This is a genomic window from Bifidobacterium sp. C0047B3 (assembly GCF_056590535.1).
Genome location: NZ_JBWPWH010000003.1, coordinates 179,510 through 198,234, shown reverse-complemented (window position 1 = coordinate 198,234; position 18,725 = coordinate 179,510). Strand labels below are relative to the sequence as shown.

Below are 18,725 nucleotides of genomic sequence, written 5' to 3'. Positions count from 1 at the left end.
GTGTTAGCACGAAGAAGCACTGGAGAGGCCGGCTCAGCGTGAGTAATTTTTAGGCGATTTTGCAATCGACTAAAAACTTGGTTCACGTTCCGTTCAGATAACGACAGAATTAAAGGATTAGTTATGACTAATATTCAGCGTTCTCGCCGTCAGGTGCGTCTTTCTCGCGCCCTCGGCATCGCTTTGACCCCAAAGGCTCAGCGTATCTTCGAGAAGCGTCCATATGCTCCAGGTGAGCACGGTCGCACTCGTCGTCGCACCGAGTCCGATTACGCAGTACGTCTTCGCGAGAAGCAGCGTCTTCGCGCTCAGTACGGCATCTCCGAGAAGCAGCTTCGTGCTGCTTACGAGAAGGGTACGCACACTGCAGGCCAGACCGGTGACGCAATGCTCACCGATTTGGAAACTCGTCTTGATGCTTTGGTTTTGCGCGCAGGCTTTGCTCGCACCACCGCCCAGGCTCGTCAGTTTGTTGTACATCGTCATATTTTGGTTGATGGCAATCTTGTCGATCGCCCATCTTACCGTGTGAAGCCAGGCCAGACCATTCAGGTTCGTGCCAAGAGCCAGACCATGGTTCCATTCCAGATGGCTGCAGAAGGCGTTCATCGCGACGTTTTGCCAGCAGTTCCTGGTTACCTCGATGTGAATCTTGCCTCTTTGAAGGCTACTTTGACTCGTAAGCCGGAAGTCGATCAGATTCCAGTTGAAGTCAACATTCAGTACGTCGTCGAATACTACGCTCGTTAATTCGCCGATTTAATTCTTAAGGACATACCGCTTGACCCCTGTTGCGCATTCGCGTGGCAGGGGTCAATGCGTTGCGCTCTGCGGACGCTGATTTCTGTTGTTTAGAGAACACTAGCATCCGTGCTGCTGCACACACTACGCCAAGCACTCTTCCTACCACACCAAAAAACACTAGCGGTTTTACTAGTAGTGGGAGATAGGAATTGCTTGGTCGAGCAATATAAAAGCGGAACGATAGTAATATCTTGTTGATAAATAACTATTTTTGAAAGAAAGTAAGTAAAAAACTAAACTTAACTATGCAACCTTTAAGTCCAAGTAAGGTATAAGAGCGGAGCGCTGCGAGACAAGTAATTCCTATATCACACAGCCACACAAGAAACCCGCCAGCCAAACACCAGTCAAAACTCGCGCCACATTAAACAAAATCGCAATTAAAACATATGTACCGCGTAGTGCAATAATGGAGATATGTTGCTGCATCTTTATTTAGTGCGTCACGGACAGACGCTATTTAATCGCTATAATCGTCTGCAAGGCTGGTCCAATTCTCCGCTTACTGAAAAAGGTTTGAAAGATGCGGACACGGCCGCAAAAAAGCTGGAGAATATTGCTTTTGCTGCAGCTTACTGCTCGGATACTACTCGTGCGCAAATCACAGCACAACGTATTCTCGACGCAAATGAAGCTGCCGGTAACGCGCGCCCGACGCTTATAAGTGACATGCATTTTCGCGAGCAATGCTACGGCTATTTTGAAGGTCAAGATATGCAAATGGCTTGGTGGGCTGCGGGAGCGCCTAACGGAGCGCACACCTACAACGAAATCGTTGAAAAGTTTGGGCTTGCAGCCACTCGTGACATGCTTAAAGAAGCGGATCCTTTCCACGATGCCGAGTCGGATATCGAATATTGGACTCGCGTAGAAGAAGGTTTTGCGTTAATTGCTTCAAATTCTTCGCTTAACGATGGAGATAATGTTTTGCAAATTTCGCATGGCAACACTTTACTAAGTCTTATGCACCGTTTTGCGCCTGCAGGCTACGATTTAAGCGAACGCCCTCAAAACGGAAGCGTAACCAGACTTGATTTTGACACTACCAAACCTATTGATAATGCCATTACTATTCGAGGCTATAACGAGTAGATTCTACTTTTTAACTTTGTTATATGCGTCTTTACCGTTCGTTAATCTTAAGTCATTGCGAAGGGTTTTAGTACGTAGTTTGATTTGCTGTTGTATGGCTTTTGATACTGCGAAATCTCATGCAAAATGGTATAGAAAGAGGTTACGATGAGCGTTGGAGACATAGCTGCTATTATTGCTGCGATTGCGTTTGCCGTGCTTTCTGGCTTTTTGATTTATCCGTTAATCAGATTAGGCAGATTGTTTGATCAGATTGCGAAAACAATTAAAGAGTCGGGCGAGCATGCAATGCCGGCAATCGATGAGTCTGTTACAACTATTAAGCAAGTTAATAAGACTCTTGACGACGTAAACGCTGTTTCAGGAGCTACTCGCACAACCGTTACAAATATTAGTGCTCTAACAGATTTGTATGGTGCTTTCCTTGGAAAACCGCTCGTAAAAATTGCAGCTGCCGGTTACGCTCTAAAAGATACTGTTTCTTCTTTCTTCAATAAGCCGACTGTGCCAACAGACAAGAATAGTGCCAATCGTAACGCTTCAAAAGAATCCTCTGACAAGAATGCAACTAAGAATGCAAGCAGGGGGGAGTAATGTTCAAGCGTTTATTTTGGATGTTTGTTGGCATTGTAATTGGTGTTCTTACAGTTACGAAGGCTCGTGCATATGTCAAAGCAAAAATGCCGTCTTCTGCTAGTCGTTTTATATTTGATGAGGAACCGAAAAATATCACATTGCGCACAGTAATGGGATTGTTTAAAGATTTCAATACTAGCCGTAAAGAGCATGAAGCTGAGCTTAATTCTCGTTATGCTAATCGTAGAAATAGGGAATTTTAAATAAAAAACGAGTTTTTCATAATTTCGTTACTTTGCTAAGTTTAGTTAAGTTAAGTATTGAAGTACTATATTGAATGTTTGCATGATTGCGTCGTGCGTCATGCGGCACGATTTCGTGTGAGCGTTGCATGTGGCTTTTGTTTGTGACGGTTATTTGTGACGGTTTGCGTGGGTCTTGCTAAAAATTACACAAGGAGTTCGTACGTATGCGCACAGCAGAAATTGCAAAGCGTTATCTTGACTATTTTGCCAAGAATGGTCATATGGTTGTTCCTTCGGCTTCTCTTATTTCGCCGAACCCAACAACATTGTTTACTATTGCCGGCATGGTGCCGTTTATTCCTTACTTGCTTGGTGAGCAGACGCCTCCTTCGCGTCGTATGGCTTCGAATCAGAAGTGCGTTCGCACTCTAGATATTGACGAAGTTGGTAAGACTACTCGTCACGGCACCTTCTTCCAGATGGTTGGTAACTTCTCGTTTGGTGATTATTTTAAAGAGGAAGCTATTCACTACGCTTGGGAGCTTTTAACAACTCCGCAAGATAAGGGCGGCTACGGTTTTGACCCTGAAAAGCTTTGGGTTACTACTTATACTGACGACGATGAAGCTCGCGCAATTTGGAAGAACGAAGGCTTCGACCCAGAGCATATGCAAGTTTTCGGTATGGAAGATAACTTCTGGACTACAGGCGGCCCTGGTCCTGGCGGCCCATGCTCCGAAATCTACGTGGATCGCGGTCCTAAGTATGGTCGCGACGGAGGCCCGGCTGCTGACGAATCTCGCTTTATTGAGATTTGGGATTTGGTTTTCGAAAATTACCAGGTAGATAACGTCAAATCTAAGACTGATTTGCATATTGCTGGCGAACTCGATCAAAAGAATATTGATACTGGCGCTGGTTTGGAGCGTTTGGCTTACCTTATGCAAGGTAAGGAAAATATTTACGAAACTGACGAAGTTTACCCAGTTATTGAAGCTGCAGAAAAGCTTAGTGGCGTAAAGTACGGCGATAATAATGATGCTGACGTGCGTTTCCGCGTTGTAGCAGATCACGTGCGTTCCGCTTTGATGATTATGAGTGATGGCGTGCGCCCAAGTAATGTTGGCCGTGGCTATGTGCTTCGTCGTCTTCTTCGCAGAACTGTTCGCGCAATGCGCATGCTTGGCGTTCAAGATCCAGTTTTGCCAACGTTGTTCCCAGTTTCTAAGGCTGCTATGGAACCAAGCTATCCAGAGCTTAACGATACTTTCCACGAGGTTAGCGAAGCAGCTTACGGTGAAGAGGATGCTTTCCGTCGCACTCTTGAAAAGGGCACAACTATTCTCGACTTGGCTGTTGAAAAAGCTAAGAAAGAGCACAAGGATGACCCTATGGTTGGCGGCTCCGACGCATTCACTTTGCACGACACTTACGGCTTCCCGATTGAGCTTACTCTTGAGATGGCAGCCGAGCAGGGTGTTAAGGTCGACGAAGCTAAGTTCCGCGAGCTTATGAGCGAGCAGAAAGGTCGCGCTCGCGCTGATGCTTTGAAGAAGCGTCACAATGTGGACGTTAGCGTTTACGACGATATTAAGAAGGCTCTTGAAAAGCCAATCGACTTCCTCGGTTACACTGACTTCTCAAGCCGTTCAAACGTTTTGGCAATTGTTGAAGCAGGCAAGGGCTCTGTTAAAAGCGTTACTGCTCCTGCAAACGTTGAGGTTATTCTCGATCGCACGCCATTCTACGCTGAGCGTGGCGGTCAGATTGCTGACCAGGGTGAGATTATTTCCGACGACGGCGCAATTTTGGAAGTTGACGACGTTCAGCGTCCAATCAAGGATTTGATTGTTCACAGCTGCCGACTTACTGAAGGTACTTTGAGCGTTGGCTCTCCTGTAAACACGAATATTGATCAGGTTCGCAGGGCTGCTTTGGCGCGTTCTCACACCGCTACTCACACGCTTCACAAGGCTTTGCGCGAAGAGCTTGGCCCTCAGGCAACTCAGCGCGGTTCTGTGGTTGATCCAGATCGTTTGCGCTTCGACTTCCAGTGGCCAAAGGCTGTTGATAAGGATGCGCTTTCTCGCGTTGAAGCTCGCGTAAACGAGCGTATTCGCGACGACTTGCAAGTAGTTCCTAAGGAAATGCCAATCGACGACGCTTTTAAGCTTGGAGCAATGCACTTGTTCGGCGAAAAGTACGGCGATGTTGTGCGCGTTGTTGAAATCGGCGACGGTTGGAGCCGTGAGCTTTGCGGCGGTACTCATGCTAAGAGCACCGGAAAGATTGGTATGGTAACTATTCTTTCCGAGTCTTCTATTGGCTCTGGCGTGCGCAGAATTGATGCTCTTTGCGGTGAAGCTGCGTACGAGTATGGCGCTCGTGAGCACACTTTGGTTGCGCAATTAGCAGACATGGTTAACGCGCGTCCAGACGAGTTGGCTGAACGTTTGGAATCTTTGCTTAACAAGATGAAGGATTCTGATCGTAAGCTCGCATCTGTTTACGAAGCTCAATTAAATGAAGCTGTACCAACATTAGTTGATGAAGCAAAGAATAGTAACGAAAAAGTTAAGTTGGCTCTTAAGAATGTTGGCAACTTTGGCTCATTCGATGCTTTGCGTAAGACAGTTCTAGATATTCGCGCTCGTTTAGGTGAAGATGCTCCAGTGGTTGTTGCGCTTGCTGGTGTTAATGAAGACGATCGACCAATGATTGCAGTCGCCACAAACGAAGCTGCTCGCGGTCTTGGTGCTAAGGCTGGTGACTTGGTTCGTACTGCTTCCAAGGTTCTTGGTGGCGGCGGTGGCGGCAAGCCAGACTTCGCTCAGGGCGGTGGTACAGACGCTTCTAAGATTGATGAAGCTCTCGAAGCTGCGAAATCAGAAGTAGCTAAGCTCGCCTAGTGCGTGTCTTACAGTTTAAAAAATTTACGAATCTATACCAAAAGCAACACGAAACATGGTGTGGTTAGGTATTGATTTAGGTGACGCAAGGGTCGGACTTGCACTTTCCGACCCTGGCCTCACTTTTGCGCATCCTATTGGCAATGTGCAAGTGTTTGGAGATTCCTTCCGTGCTATAGATGAAGTGCTTGAAGTTATTGAAGATAACAATGTAGAAAAAGTTGTTATAGGCTTGCCTTTGCAACTCGATGGCACTGAAGGAAAATCTGCTAAAAAAGCTCTGCGCTGGGGAAAGAATCTAATAAAACGCATGCAAATATTGCATGACGAAAAAGATTGGGCGTTGGATTATATGCCAGAAGTAGTTTGGAAAGATGAGCGTTTAACAACAGTAAGTGCTCATCGCCAGCTTTTGCAAGCGGATCTTTCTACTAAAAAGCATCGCCCAATGGTAGATCAGCAGTCTGCAGTGTTGATTTTGCAGTCTGCTCTCGATTCAAAATATGCGCAACAAAACTAGTAAAAGTAAGTAAATAAGAGTTAGAAAGTAGAAAAGGAGTGTCAAATGTCTGACAGTTTTGATGAGTTCTTTGACAATCATGCACAATGGACTGAGCATGATGATTCTCCTTCTTCTGCTTCTAACGGTTCAGATTCGTCAGGAAAATCTCGAAAACGAGCAAAAGCGCGTCTTGCTGCAAAGAAACGTAAACGTCGAGCAAAAGCAGTTTTAGCTATATTGATTGTGTTCGTGCTATGTGTTGTTGGTTACGTTGGATACAGTGCTGTGCGTGCGTGGCGATTGTCTCAGAACAGTGAAGCTGTTGCAGATTGGCCAGGTCCTGGTTATGGATCTGTTGAGTTTACAGTCGATACTGGCGAAGGCGCTATTAATGTTGCTGAAAAACTAGTGAAAGCGAATGTCGTTAAATCGCAAGCTGCATTCACTTCAGCTGTTTCTGCAAATAATAAAATTTTGTATCCTGGCGTTTACTCACTGAAAAAACATATGGCTGCTATTGATGTAGTTGATATTCTTTCAGATCAAACAAAAGCAGGCGGATTCCTTGATGTTCGTGCAGGGGATCACGCAGCAGACGTTTTGCAAAAAGCTTCAACATTATCTGGAATAAGTTTAGATAAATTCAAGGCTGCGTTAGCTGATGGTGCCGCAGGAATTTTGCCTGCTGAAGCAAACGGTAGCGTTGAAGGCTGGCTAGAGCCTGGAGTTTATAACGTAAAAGCTATGAAAAGTGCGGATGCTATTCTTTCCGCAATGGTAAAAAAGCGTATCGAAAAACTTGATTCTCTTGGAATTCCTAAAGGCAAAGATAGAGAAAAAGCCTTAATTATGGCGTCTATTGCCGAAGCTGAAGTGAATAATCGCGAATATTATGGCAAAGTTATTCGCGTAATACTGAATCGTTTGGCAAAAGATATGCCGTTAGGAATGGATTCTACTGTTGGCTACGGCGCTGGAGTAAAGCCTATTAAACTTACGCAAGCAATGCTTGACGATGCAAATAATCCGTATAATACGCGTATTCATAAGGGTTTGACCCCTACGCCTATTGGTATTGCTGGAGACAACGCTTTGCTTGCAACCATTAAGCCTCAAGACGGTCCGTGGCTTTACTTTGTCACCACGAATTTGAAGACTGGTGAAACGAAGTTTGCGGACAACAAAGACGACTTTTTGAAATTCCGCGACGAGTACAAGCGCAACAATCCTGAAGGCAACTAAACTGTTAAATAAAAATATAGCTTTTAACCACATAGATGTTTTGGGGTTGTAACAGTTTTGTAGGTTTTCGTAATCTGCTTTAATGAAGCAAATAATTATTACGATACTATCGGCGCTACCAACGCTTGTGTGCTTAATTTCAGTTTGCGCAACCGACATAAAAAGTCGCGTAGTGCCAAGACTTTGGGTTGTTATTGCAGGAATTTTTCAATCTTTTGCGAATCTTATATATTCGATTATTTTGTTTGAGAATATTAGCGTGCTGATTTTTGGCTGGATTTCTTGCGTAATTATTTTTGTAATTTACTGGAGTATGCGAAAAATTTCCGCAAAAAATGCTATTGGTTTCGGAGATGTTACGAGCGCGTCAATGATTGCACAATCCTTGGTATTATTCGGCTTTGACTGCTTAATTTACTGGTTTGCTTTAGTTGGAGCAGTTGGCTTACTTTGGCTTTTACTATGGAAAATTTACTGCAAAATCTGCTCGCCAACAAACGTATTAATACCATTCGTACCAGTAGAAGCAATATCTGCAATACTCGCAGCATTGCTGTCAATAACAACCCGCTCAATACTTGGTAGTTAGTAGAGTAGAGTATTTAGACGCGTAAATTACTTGAGAATGGAGAAATGGCATGCTTAGATGGCAAACGGCAGGGGAGTCGCACGGTGAAGCGTTAGTAGCCATGATTGAAGGTTTGCCGGCTGGCGTGCATATTACTAGCAACGATGTGGTTTCGGCACTTGCTCGTCGTCGCCTTGGTTATGGTCGTGGCGCGCGCATGAAGTTTGAGCAAGACAAAGTGCGTCTTTTAACTGGAGTTCGCCACGGCGTAACGCTTGGTTCTCCGGTTGCTGTAGAAATCGCAAATACAGAGTGGCCAAAGTGGACTGAAGTAATGAGTGCAGATCCTTTGGATCACGAGGTTGAGCAAGTTGGCAGAAATGCTCCTTTGAGCCGTCCTCGCCCAGGTCATGCTGATTTAACAGGCATGCGTAAGTACGGTTTTAATGATGCTCGCGAAGTTTTGGAGCGCTCGAGTGCTAGGGAAACAGCTTCTCGTGTGGCTTTGGGTGCTATTGCTGATGCGTTTTTGCAGCAGGCTTTGGGTGTGCGCACTGTTGCGCACGTTATTGGCATCGGCGGCGAATACACTAACAAAAGTTTAGCTTTACCAACACCAGACGATGTCGCTGCTCTGGATGCTTCTCCAGTTCGCACTCTCGACAAAGATGCGCAAGAGCGAATGATGGCTCGCATCGACGAAGCAAAAGCAAATGCAGATACGCTCGGTGGAGTAGTGGAAGTACTTGCTTACGGCATGCCTGCAGGAGTTGGCACATACGTTGAGTCGGATCGTCGCTTGGATGCAGCTCTCGCGAGCGCGATTATGGGAATTCAGGCTATTAAAGGCGTGGAAATTGGAGACGGTTTTGCAGAAGCAGATCGCCCCGGATCAGCCGCGCACGACGAAATGGTAACAGACGAAAACGGGAAAATTAAGCGTCTTACTAATCGAGCTGGCGGAATTGAAGGCGGAATGTCGAACGGCGAAATTATTCGCGTGCGTGCTGCAATGAAGCCAATTCCGTCTATTCCACGCGCTTTGCGCACAGTAGACGTGCTTACTGGCGAAGCTGCTCAAGCTATTAATCAGCGCTCCGATTTCACTGCTGTGCCAGCTGCTTCCGTAGTTGCAGAAGCGATGGTAAGGCTTACTTTAGCTAAGTATGCTTTGGAAAAATTCGGCGGAGATTCTTTGCAAGAAACGCGCCGAAATGTGGAGTCTTACATAGCTTCCTGGCCGGAGAATATGAAATGAGCAGCACTAAACTTCCGCTAGCCGTTATTATTGGCATGCCTGCTGCTGGAAAAACGCGCGTTGGCCGCGAAGTTGCGCATCTTATGAATCTGCCTTTTTATGATACAGATGACATGATCGAGTGCGATATTGATATGTCAATACCGCAATATTTCGAAGAATATGGTCAGGATGCTTTTCGCGAAATAGAAGCTCGCATAGTGCGAGAAGCAATTTTAGGAGATACGCCTACAGAAGATTCTACAAAAGGAATAGTTTCGCTTGGTGGCGGTGCGCCTATGCGTGAAGAAACTCAAAAAGTTTTGCGTGAGTATATGCGTAGGGGCGGTCGCGTTGTGTATTTGCAAGCAAATGCTAAAGAGGCTATTGAGCGCGCAAGCTGGAATAATAATCGTCCTATGTTTTCTGGAGAAGACGCGCAAAAGCGTTGGATGGAATTATTTGAGCAGAGAGACCCTGTTTTTAGAGCGGTATCGAATATACACATGCAAACAAAAGGTTCGACTCCGTATATGGCTGCAGAAAAATTAAGGAGCATGATTATGCAACGTATTGTGCACGTAACAGGTGAAGGAATTGAACCATACGATGTGCGAATTGGCGACGGTGCAATGCAACTTCTGCCGCAAATGCTTGGAACTAAGCCGGTTAGAGTGGCGTTAGTTCACACGCAACCTGTTCAGCGTCATAGCGACAAAGCTCGAACTATTTTGCGCCAAGCTGGTTACGAAGTTTTCGACATGTTAATTCCGGATGCAGAAGCTGGAAAAACTATTAAAGTTGCAAGCGGATTGTGGGCTAACCTGGCAGAAGCTGGTTTTACTCGTTCGGATGCAATTGTTGGTTTAGGCGGAGGAGCAGCAACGGATGTCGCTGGCTTTGTTGCTGCAACTTGGATGCGTGGAATTCGCTATGTAAACTGCCCTACTTCGCTTCTTGCGATGGTTGACGCGTCTACTGGCGGTAAAACTGGTATTAATACGGATGCTGGAAAGAATCTAGTCGGCAGCTTTTACACTCCAGCTGGCGTTTTAGCAGATACTTCTACGCTTGCAACTCTTCCAAACGATATTCTTATTGAAGGCTTGGGTGAGGTTGCAAAATCTGGTTTTATTCGCGACGGCGAAATTTTGAAGATTCTTAGCGATGCCAATAACGCGAGGCTTTTGCGTGAATTTAATGGTGATGATTTAGAAAATAATAACGAACTTCACGAACTGCTCGTGGAGCTTATTGAACGAACAGTTAAAGTAAAGGCGTATCACGTATCGAGCGATTTAAAAGAGCAGGGGTTGCGCGAGTTTTTGAACTACGGCCATACGCTTGGCCACGCAATTGAGCAGATTGAGCACTTCCGTTGGCGTCACGGAAACGCTGTTGCTGTTGGAATGGTTTTTGCGGCAGAGCTTGCGCAAATTTTAGGATATTTGGATGCGGGAGACGTTGAGTATCATCGTTCGCTTTTAGATTCGCTTGGATTGCCAACTTCGTGGCAGTGCGCAAAAGATACTGATGTTGCTTTTGAGTGTGTGCTTAACCTTATGCATCGCGATAAAAAAGCGCGCGGCAACATGCTACGTTTCGTAATTTTGGATGGTATTTCGAATCCTATTCATTTAGACAATCCGCCTATTGAAGCTGTTCGTGAAGCTTTTGAGCGCGTTTATAAGCAAAATTAATTAATCTTGCGAGGTAAAAATGGAAAATCAGCATACAAAAAAAGTGCTTGTTGTAAACGGACCGAATTTAGGTCGTTTAGGCGTGCGCCAGCCGGACGTGTACGGTAGTGAGAACTTTGAAACTTTGCGCGAGAAATGCGAAAAGTGGGGTGCGGAACTTGGGTTTGAAGTAGAAGTGCGCCAAAGTGACGACGAAGCGCAAATGGTTCACTGGATGCACGAAGCTGCCGATACTCATACGCCTGTTGTTATGAATCCTGCCGCTTTTACGCACTACAGTTACGCGCTCGCGGACGCTGCTCACATGGTTTTGGATGCTGGAGTTCCGCTCATGGAAGTGCATATTTCTAATCCTGCTGCGCGCGATGCTTTTCGTAAAATTAGCGTAATTAGTCCTGTTGCAACCGGCACTATTACAGGCATGGGATTGTACGGTTATAAGCTCGCTTTGGAAGCCGTTGCGCATCTTGTTTGATTTTGTTCGATTTTTTGCGAATCAACACCCAGCGTCGAGGCTCGAAGATACTATGGAGTTCCATGGTTAGAAGACAACATGGTAACTCTCAGGAGCATATTACAAAGCATATTTTTGTCACTGGTGGCGTAGTTTCGTCCCTCGGAAAAGGCCTTACAGCATCATCTTTAGGCCGACTTTTACGCAGTCGCGGATTGCATGTATTACAACAAAAACTCGACCCTTATATCAATGTTGACCCGGGTACAATGAACCCATTCCAGCATGGCGAAGTCTATGTTACGGAAGACGGCGCAGAAACAGATCTCGATATTGGTCATTACGAGCGATTCCTCGATGTTTTCTTAAGCCAGAAAGCGAATGTAACTACAGGTCAGATTTATCAATCTGTGCTTCGTAAGGAGCGTGCTGGCGAATATTTGGGTCAGTGCGTGCAAGTTATTCCGCATATTACTGGCGAAATTAAGTCGCGTATGCGCGCGCAAGCTTCCGACGATGTAGACGTGATTATTACGGAAATCGGCGGAACAGTTGGCGATATTGAATCCCAGCCATTCTTGGAGGCCGCTCGCGAAGTTCGTCGCGATTTAGGTCCTGAAAACTGCATGTTTGTGCACGTTTCTTTGGTACCTTATATTGCTGCAGCGCACGAGTTGAAGACTAAGCCAACTCAACATTCTGTGATGATGCTGCGTCAGCTTGGTATTTCTCCAGACGCGCTTGTTTTGCGCTCCGATCGTCCGCTTAATCAGGCTATTAAAGACAAGATTTCGCTTATGTGCGATGTCGATGCTGAAGGCGTTGTAAACTGCGTTGACGCTCCAAGCATTTACGATGTGCCGAAGATTTTGTTCAACGAGGGCTTGGACGCTTACGTTGTTCGTGAGCTTGAGCTTCCATTCCACGATGTTGATTGGAACGAGTGGGAAGATTTGCTTGAGCGCGTGCATCATCCAAAGCATGAGCTAAACATTGCAATCGTTGGAAAGTATATTGATTTGCCGGATGCTTATCTTTCTGTTACCGAGGCTATTAAGGCTGGCGGTTTTGCAAACTGGGCTAAGGTTAACGTGCGCTGGGTTGCTGCCGACAAGTGCGAAACTCAAGAAGGTGCAGCTGCGGCTCTTGACCAAATGGACGGCATGGTTATTCCAGGCGGCTTCGGAATTCGCGGTATTGAAGGAAAGATTGGCGCTTTGCGTTACGCTCGCGAGCACGGTTTGCCAACGCTTGGTCTTTGCCTTGGTTTGCAGTCCATGGTTATTGAGTACGCTCGTCACGTGCTTGGACTTGAGGATGCTAATTCCACTGAGTTCGAAAAGGATTGTGGCGATCCAGTAATCGCAACTATGGAAGAGCAGAAGGATATTGTGGCTGGTAAGGGAGATATGGGTCACACAATGCGACTCGGCTCTTACCCTGCAACGCTTGAGGAAGGCTCGATTGTTGCCGAGCTTTACGGCTCTACGCATGTTACTGAGCGTCACCGCCACCGTTATGAAGTGAACGTGGCGTATAAGGATCGTTTGCGTGAAGCCGGTTTGCGTATTAGCGGTCAAAGCCCAGATGGTAACTTGACTGAGTTTGTGGAGCTTCCAAAGGAAGTTCACCCATTCTACGTAGCAACTCAAGCTCATCCAGAGTTTAAGTCTCGCCCAACTAAGCCTCATCCTCTGTTTGCAGGATTGGTCGCGGCTGCTTTGGAACATCAGGAAGCTGCTGCTAGTAGTAAGGCTGATAAGTAAGGCTTAAGTAAGGCTTAAGTAAGGCTTAAGTAAGGCTTAAGTAAGGCTTAAGTAAGAATTAAGAAAGCTTAAGTAAGGCTTAAGTAAGAATTAAGAAAGCTTAAGTAGTGCTTAAGTAAGAATTAAGTAAATAGAAATAAGCGGTAAGACTTGGTTTTCCTAAGTTTTACCGCTTTTTCATTCGCAAACGACCTTTTCTTTACACGCGCGTAAAGTTTCTGCCGTTTTTTGGTGTGTAGCCGACTTTTTCTTTACACGCGCGTAAAGTTTCTGCCGTTTTTTGGTGTGTAGCCGACTTTTTCTTTACATGCGCGTAAAGTTTCTGTCGTTTTTTGGCGAGAATACGACCTTTTCTTGACAACGCTGTAAAGTTTCTGCCGTTTTGTTTTATTAGATTGTGATAAACATTACGTTTTGCTCATAACACGGCTATACCAAGAAATCGCATTACGCGGTAACCTTAGATAGGTGATAATTGAGTGGGGAGAGTGCAAAAGTAGCGCTTGGGGAGCAGCTTTTGCCAATTGATACGTACCGCGCGCAGGTGTGCGTTAAGTATGGAGGTGTTACAGGCTTTATGAGCGATACTAGCAATATTAGCGATGCTGGCAATATGAATGATGCTGGCAATATGAGCGATACTGGCGTTACTGGCGATACAAGCGTTGCAGCAAACGATGGCAATCCCACAAAAAATAAAGCTGCAGACGTTGAAATGAGCCAGTATGTGGCAGATCGCGCTCGCGTAAATGAGGATAAAATCCGTCAAGACGAGCAGATTGTTGCTGAATTTGGCGATTACAATTACGGCTGGCATGATTCGGATGCTGCAGGCGAGGCTGCGAAGAAGGGTATTGACGAGTCGGTTGTTCGCGCAATTTCCGCTGACAAGCACGAGCCGGAGTGGATGCTAAATCTTCGCTTGCAAGGCTACCGCGCGTTTTTGCAAAAGCCAATGCCGGATTGGGGCGTTGATTTAAGCGGTTTTGACGCGGATGATTTTAAATACTACGTGCGTCCGGTTCACGATCAAGCGAAAACTTGGGACGATTTGCCGGAAGATATTCGCAAAACTTACGATCGCTTAGGCATTCCGGAAGCTGAGAAAAAGCGCTTGGTTTCAGGCGTTGCAGCACAGTACGAGTCGGAAGTTATTTACAATTCGATTCGTGAGGACTTGGCAGCTCAAGGCGTGATTTTTGTTGATACTGATACAGCAGTGCAAAAGTATCCTGAGCTTGTAAAAAAGTATTTCGCAACTGTGATTCCTGTTGACGACAACAAGTTTGCGGCTCTTAACACAGCGGCTTGGAGTGGCGGCTCGTTCGTGTACGTGCCAAAAGGTGTGCATGTGGATATTCCGCTTCAAGCTTACTTCCGCATTAATACGCCAAACATGGGCCAGTTTGAGCGCACGCTTATTATTGCAGATGAAGGCTCTTACGTGCATTACGTTGAGGGTTGCACGGCTCCAATTTATTCCACGGACTCTCTTCACGCTGCAAACGTTGAAATTGTTGTGGAAAAGCATGCGCGCGTGCGATATACAACCGTGCAAAACTGGTCAAATAACGTGTACAACTTGGTAACTCAGCGAGCTTACGTGCGCGAAGGCGGCACAATGGAGTGGGTTGACGGCAACATCGGCTCCAAAGCTACTATGAAGTATCCTGCTTGCATTCTCGCCGAACCGTATGCAAAAGCTGAGACTATGTCTTTGAGCTTTGCTGGCCGCGGTCAGTATCAAGATACGGGTGCGAAAATGATTCACTTGGCTCCGCATACGAGTTCCACGATTGTTGCTAAGTCGATTTCGCGTGGCGGCGGACGTTCAGCTTACCGCGGTCTTGTGAAGATTATTAAGGGCGCGAAGGGCTCTAGTTCGTCTGTTGTGTGCGACGCTTTGCTTGTTGACGATTTTTCTAGGTCGGATACTTATCCGCATGTTGACGTGCGCGAAGACGACGTTTCGATGGCTCACGAGGCCACTGTTTCCAAGGTTTCTGAGGATCAGCTTTTCTATTTGATGAGTCGCGGACTTGAAGAAAAAGAGGCTATGGGCATGATTGTGCGCGGCTTCGTGGAGCCGATTAGTCGTGAGCTGCCAATGGAGTACGCGCTTGAGTTGAATCGCTTAGTTGAGTTGCAAATGGAAGGATCCGTGGGCTGATGAGCGAAGATTTAAATAAGAATTTAGGCAATAAAATGACGGAAAAAGAAATTAGTATTCCTGTAGCAGATCCTAATGATCCGTACGCGGTTCCTGCAGCAATGCCTTCTAGCGCCGATAAATCCGTGCGCTCGTTCAATGTGGAAGATTTTGCGATTCCAACTCGCAAGAAGGAAGATTGGCGATACACTCCAGTTGAGCGAATTTCCGAGTTTTTCGAGCGTTTCGAGCCTTCTAATAGTATCCAAGTAACGCTTGAAGGCATTGGTGGAGCTGCGTTGGATGATTCTTACGTTGGAAGCGACGGTTCTGTAAGTTTGCAAGTAAAGCCGCAAAACGAGGCTCCTCACACCGACATGAAGCCTTCTGATCGCGCGGCTGCAGTTGCGTGGAATGCAGCGAAACAAGCGCACGTGCTTCACGTATCTGGCGAAATCAAAAAGCCAATCGTGCTGAAAATTCAGGGCGATAATGTTAATACGCTTGATGCATTGCACTTAGTAATCGAAGCGGATTCTCGCTCGAATGCTGACATTATTATCGAACATACCGGCTGCGCAAAACTTGCTGAAGGTGTGGAAATTATTCTCGGAAAGCACGCGCACGTTTCTACTACATTTATTCAAGAGTGGGATTTGGGAAGCAAACACGTTGGAAATCAGCGTATTCACGTTGGTGAGGGAGCTTCTCTTCGCCATACGATGGTCACTCTTGGCGGAGATGTTGTGCGCATTCGCATGGATCAAGATTTTGGCGGCGAGCAGGGTGATCTGAACATGCTCGGCATGTATTTTGTGGATCCGGGCGAGCATGTTGAGCACCGCACGATGGTTGTGCACAATTATCCGGAATGCAAGTCGCGAGTAGTGTACAAGGGTGCCTTGGAAGGGAAGGGAGCGCATTCAACTTGGGTTGGAAACGCGCTTATTAAGCCGGAAGCTCCTGGCACGGATTCGTACGAGTTGAACCGTAATTTGGTGCTCACTCCTGGCGCAATCGCTGATTCTGAGCCAAATTTGGAAATTGAAAACGGAAATATTATTGGTGCCGGTCACGCAAGTTCAGTCGGTAGATTTGACGACGAAGAGCTTTTCTACTTGCAATCGCGCGGAATTAGTGAGATTGAGGCAAGGAAGCTTGTTGTGCGTGGATTCTTTAACGAGCTTATTGAAGAAATTGGCGTTCCGGAAATTGTTGATCACTTAATGAAGGCAATTGAGCGCCGTCTTGCAAGAACGGAAGAATAGGAGAAAATCATGTCAACTTTGGAAATTAAGGATTTGTACGCTTCTGTAGAAACAAAAGAAGGCCGCAAACAAATCTTAAAAGGCGTAAATCTTACAGTTAATTCTGGCGAAACTCACGCAATCATGGGTCCTAACGGATCTGGAAAGTCTACTCTTGCATACACTTTGGCAGGGCACCCAAAGTATGAAGTCGATTCGGGTCAAGTTCTTCTCGACGGCGAAGATATTTTGAAAATGACTCCTGACGAGCGCGCGAAAGCCGGATTATTCCTCGCAATGCAATACCCAGTAGAGGTACCGGGCGTATCTATGACGAACTTCCTTCGCACTGCAAAAACTGAAGTTGAAGGCAAAGCTCCATCTTTAAGAAGCTGGGTGAAAGAACTTAGCGAGGCTATGAAAAAGCTTCGAATGGATCCAAAATTCGCGTCGCGCTCAGTAAACGAAGGCTTCTCAGGCGGCGAAAAGAAGCGCGCGGAAGTTTTGCAATTAGAGCTTTTGAAGCCGAAGTTTGCGATTTTGGACGAAACTGATTCCGGTTTGGATGTTGACGCTCTTCGAATCGTGTCGGAAGGCGTGAATCGCGCCAAAGAAAACACCGGTTTGGGCATTATGATGGTCACGCATTACACGCGAATCCTCAAGTATATTAAGCCGGATATTGTGCACGTTTTTGCGCAAGGTCACTTTGTAAAGACTGCAGGACCGGAGCTTGCGGACGAGCTGGAAGAAGAAGGCTACGACAAGTATTTGCCGGAAGGTGCAACCGAGTCGGCACTGGCTTAAGCGCGGCTATAAAGTAATAGTTTTAAATAACGGTTTAATATGACTACAGTGACTACAGAAAATATTATGCGAGAATTTAGCGATTTGCGCTCGCAGTTTCCGATTTTAAGTCGCACAGTTCATGGCACTTCGCTTCACGATACTGTGCACGGAAAACCCTTGATTTACTTGGATTCTGCAGCTACTTCGCAAAAGCCGCAAGTTGTAATCGACGCCGAAAAAGAGTTTTACGAAACAATTAACGCTGGTGTGCACAGGGGAGCGCACGAGTTGGCGGCACTTTCGACTGTTGCGTTTGAACAAGCGCGTGCGAAAGTTGCGCGTCTCGTTGGAGCTTGCGCGGACGCTGGCAGTGAGGAAATTGTTGTTACTCCGGGTGCTACAGGTGCGCTTAATCTTCTCGCAACTGCTATTGGTAACGCTAGTGCGAAGGCGAGAATTTGCAAAAAAGGCAGCGATGATTCTGCTGATTTCCGCCAAAATTTTGCGCTTCGTGAAGGCGATGTAATAGTCGTATCTCGTGCGGATCACCATTCTGTTTTGCTTCCATTCCAGGAACTGGCTCTTCGCACTGGAGCGGAGCTTCGCTGGATTGACGTAACAGAAGACGGTCGCGTGCGCGCGGACGCGGATTATTTGCGAACAATTATTGACGGGCGTACGAAAATCGTTGCAGTTACGCATATTAGCAACGTTACTGGCGCTATTACGAACGTTTCGTCGATTTGCAAGCGCGCTCACGAAGTTGGAGCGATTTTTGTGCTCGACGCATGCCAGTCAGTTCCACATATTCCAGTTGATTTTCACGCGTTAGACGTTGATTTTGCGGCATTTAGTGCGCATAAAATGTACGGTCCTACAGGAGTTGGATTCTTGTATGGTCGTCGCGAGCTTTTGAACGCTCTTCCACCTGCCAATTTTGGCGGCTCAATGGTAGAGCTTGCGTGGCTTAACAAGCCGGCGCAATACATGGATGCGCCTTACCGTTTTGAGGCTGGAACTCAGCCGGTTGCGCAAATGGTTGCGGCAGGAGTTGCAGCAGATTGGCTGCGCGCGTTGGATATGAACCGAGTTGCAGAGCATGAGCAGGAAATTGCTGCAGAATTGCTAAAATTGCAAGATGTTCCAGGTGTTCGCGTTTTGGGTCCGACTGATTTGAGTCAGCGAATTGGCACGGTTTCTTTTGAAGTTGAGGGTGTGCATCCGCACGATGTTGGACAGTTTTTGGACGCTCAAGGCATTGCGATTCGCGTCGGGCATCATTGTGCTCAGCCGATTCACCGTCATTTTGGCGTGTATGCTTCGAATCGCGCTTCTGTTGGCGTTTACAACACAGTTGACGAGGCTCGCGCGCTTGTTGAAGCAGTCTCGCACGTTCGCGCCTACTTTGGCGCATAATATTGTTAGCGAGCGAGTTGGAGAGTTAG

Annotated in this window: 16 protein-coding genes; all 16 read left to right on the top strand. The window is 46.4% G+C overall.

The window, feature by feature from the left end; genetic code table 11:
- Window positions 1-123: 123 nt before the first annotated feature.
- The 16 genes from rpsD (at window position 124) to AC1EKT_RS04600 (ending at window position 18,696) form a co-directional block, all read left to right on the top strand.
- Window positions 124-750 (top strand): 30S ribosomal protein S4, encoded by a 627-nt coding sequence (gene rpsD / locus AC1EKT_RS04675; protein WP_004105277.1) that lies wholly within the window; start codon window positions 124-126, stop codon window positions 748-750.
- A 471-nt stretch (window positions 751-1,221) separates the two neighbouring features.
- Window positions 1,222-1,896: a histidine phosphatase family protein gene (locus tag AC1EKT_RS04670; RefSeq protein ID WP_415687648.1), complete on the top strand. Its 675-nt coding sequence runs from the start codon at window positions 1,222-1,224 to the stop codon at window positions 1,894-1,896.
- 147 nt (window positions 1,897-2,043) lie between these two features.
- The gene (locus AC1EKT_RS04665; protein WP_421790170.1) at window positions 2,044-2,490 is read left to right on the top strand and encodes a DUF948 domain-containing protein; all 447 of its coding nucleotides are present in this window, start codon (window positions 2,044-2,046) and stop codon (window positions 2,488-2,490) included.
- On the top strand, window positions 2,490-2,735 hold the full coding sequence (locus AC1EKT_RS04660; RefSeq protein WP_004105270.1) for a hypothetical protein: 246 nt from the start codon (window positions 2,490-2,492) through the stop codon (window positions 2,733-2,735). The genes AC1EKT_RS04665 and AC1EKT_RS04660 overlap by 1 nt, the downstream gene beginning before the upstream one ends.
- 206 nt (window positions 2,736-2,941) lie before the next feature.
- Window positions 2,942-5,626: an alanine--tRNA ligase gene (gene alaS / locus AC1EKT_RS04655; protein WP_421784549.1), complete on the top strand. Its 2,685-nt coding sequence runs from the start codon at window positions 2,942-2,944 to the stop codon at window positions 5,624-5,626.
- A 55-nt stretch (window positions 5,627-5,681) separates the two neighbouring features.
- Window positions 5,682-6,146, top strand: a complete 465-nt coding sequence (ruvX, locus tag AC1EKT_RS04650; protein ID WP_004119274.1) for a Holliday junction resolvase RuvX — start codon at window positions 5,682-5,684, stop codon at window positions 6,144-6,146.
- Between the two features lie 45 nt (window positions 6,147-6,191).
- Window positions 6,192-7,370: an endolytic transglycosylase MltG gene (gene mltG, locus AC1EKT_RS04645; RefSeq protein WP_421790168.1), complete on the top strand. Its 1,179-nt coding sequence runs from the start codon at window positions 6,192-6,194 to the stop codon at window positions 7,368-7,370.
- 82 nt (window positions 7,371-7,452) lie between these two features.
- Complete coding sequence (locus AC1EKT_RS04640) at window positions 7,453-7,959, top strand: peptidase A24 (protein WP_481616071.1); 507 nt, start codon at window positions 7,453-7,455, stop codon at window positions 7,957-7,959.
- A gap of 49 nt (window positions 7,960-8,008) precedes the next feature.
- The gene (gene aroC / locus AC1EKT_RS04635) at window positions 8,009-9,196 is read left to right on the top strand and encodes a chorismate synthase (protein ID WP_419398957.1); all 1,188 of its coding nucleotides are present in this window, start codon (window positions 8,009-8,011) and stop codon (window positions 9,194-9,196) included.
- Window positions 9,193-10,875 (top strand): bifunctional shikimate kinase/3-dehydroquinate synthase, encoded by a 1,683-nt coding sequence (locus AC1EKT_RS04630; RefSeq protein ID WP_481616070.1) that lies wholly within the window; start codon window positions 9,193-9,195, stop codon window positions 10,873-10,875. The genes aroC and AC1EKT_RS04630 overlap by 4 nt, the downstream gene beginning before the upstream one ends.
- A gap of 19 nt (window positions 10,876-10,894) precedes the next feature.
- A complete protein-coding gene (gene aroQ, locus AC1EKT_RS04625) occupies window positions 10,895-11,350 on the top strand; it encodes a type II 3-dehydroquinate dehydratase (protein ID WP_076002657.1) in 456 nt (151 codons plus the stop codon).
- A 62-nt stretch (window positions 11,351-11,412) separates the two neighbouring features.
- The gene (locus tag AC1EKT_RS04620) at window positions 11,413-13,095 is read left to right on the top strand and encodes a CTP synthase (protein ID WP_415683362.1); all 1,683 of its coding nucleotides are present in this window, start codon (window positions 11,413-11,415) and stop codon (window positions 13,093-13,095) included.
- A gap of 715 nt (window positions 13,096-13,810) precedes the next feature.
- Complete coding sequence (gene sufB / locus AC1EKT_RS04615; protein ID WP_481616090.1) at window positions 13,811-15,265, top strand: Fe-S cluster assembly protein SufB; 1,455 nt, start codon at window positions 13,811-13,813, stop codon at window positions 15,263-15,265.
- Window positions 15,265-16,512, top strand: a complete 1,248-nt coding sequence (gene sufD / locus AC1EKT_RS04610) for a Fe-S cluster assembly protein SufD (RefSeq protein WP_481616069.1) — start codon at window positions 15,265-15,267, stop codon at window positions 16,510-16,512. The genes sufB and sufD overlap by 1 nt, the downstream gene beginning before the upstream one ends.
- Before the next feature lie 9 nt (window positions 16,513-16,521).
- Window positions 16,522-17,298 carry a Fe-S cluster assembly ATPase SufC gene (gene sufC / locus AC1EKT_RS04605; protein ID WP_004110671.1) on the top strand — a complete coding sequence of 259 codons (777 nt, stop codon included), beginning with the start codon at window positions 16,522-16,524 and terminating at the stop codon, window positions 17,296-17,298.
- A 66-nt stretch (window positions 17,299-17,364) separates the two neighbouring features.
- Window positions 17,365-18,696: a SufS family cysteine desulfurase gene (locus tag AC1EKT_RS04600; protein WP_481616089.1), complete on the top strand. Its 1,332-nt coding sequence runs from the start codon at window positions 17,365-17,367 to the stop codon at window positions 18,694-18,696.
- Window positions 18,697-18,725 lie beyond the last annotated feature (29 nt).

Coding starts and splice junctions, on each gene's coding strand:
- AC1EKT_RS04670 (WP_415687648.1), top strand. CDS start 1,222: ATGTTGCTGCATCTTTATTTAGTGCGTCACGGACAGACGCTATTTAAT.
- AC1EKT_RS04630 (WP_481616070.1), top strand. CDS start 9,193: ATGAGCAGCACTAAACTTCCGCTAGCCGTTATTATTGGCATGCCTGCT.
- aroC (WP_419398957.1), top strand. CDS start 8,009: ATGCTTAGATGGCAAACGGCAGGGGAGTCGCACGGTGAAGCGTTAGTA.
- AC1EKT_RS04640 (WP_481616071.1), top strand. CDS start 7,453: ATGAAGCAAATAATTATTACGATACTATCGGCGCTACCAACGCTTGTG.
- AC1EKT_RS04660 (WP_004105270.1), top strand. CDS start 2,490: ATGTTCAAGCGTTTATTTTGGATGTTTGTTGGCATTGTAATTGGTGTT.
- AC1EKT_RS04620 (WP_415683362.1), top strand. CDS start 11,413: ATGGTTAGAAGACAACATGGTAACTCTCAGGAGCATATTACAAAGCAT.
- sufC (WP_004110671.1), top strand. CDS start 16,522: ATGTCAACTTTGGAAATTAAGGATTTGTACGCTTCTGTAGAAACAAAA.
- AC1EKT_RS04665 (WP_421790170.1), top strand. CDS start 2,044: ATGAGCGTTGGAGACATAGCTGCTATTATTGCTGCGATTGCGTTTGCC.
- AC1EKT_RS04600 (WP_481616089.1), top strand. CDS start 17,365: ATGCGAGAATTTAGCGATTTGCGCTCGCAGTTTCCGATTTTAAGTCGC.
- rpsD (WP_004105277.1), top strand. CDS start 124: ATGACTAATATTCAGCGTTCTCGCCGTCAGGTGCGTCTTTCTCGCGCC.
- aroQ (WP_076002657.1), top strand. CDS start 10,895: ATGGAAAATCAGCATACAAAAAAAGTGCTTGTTGTAAACGGACCGAAT.
- sufB (WP_481616090.1), top strand. CDS start 13,811: ATGAGCCAGTATGTGGCAGATCGCGCTCGCGTAAATGAGGATAAAATC.
- sufD (WP_481616069.1), top strand. CDS start 15,265: ATGAGCGAAGATTTAAATAAGAATTTAGGCAATAAAATGACGGAAAAA.
- mltG (WP_421790168.1), top strand. CDS start 6,192: ATGTCTGACAGTTTTGATGAGTTCTTTGACAATCATGCACAATGGACT.
- alaS (WP_421784549.1), top strand. CDS start 2,942: ATGCGCACAGCAGAAATTGCAAAGCGTTATCTTGACTATTTTGCCAAG.
- ruvX (WP_004119274.1), top strand. CDS start 5,682: ATGGTGTGGTTAGGTATTGATTTAGGTGACGCAAGGGTCGGACTTGCA.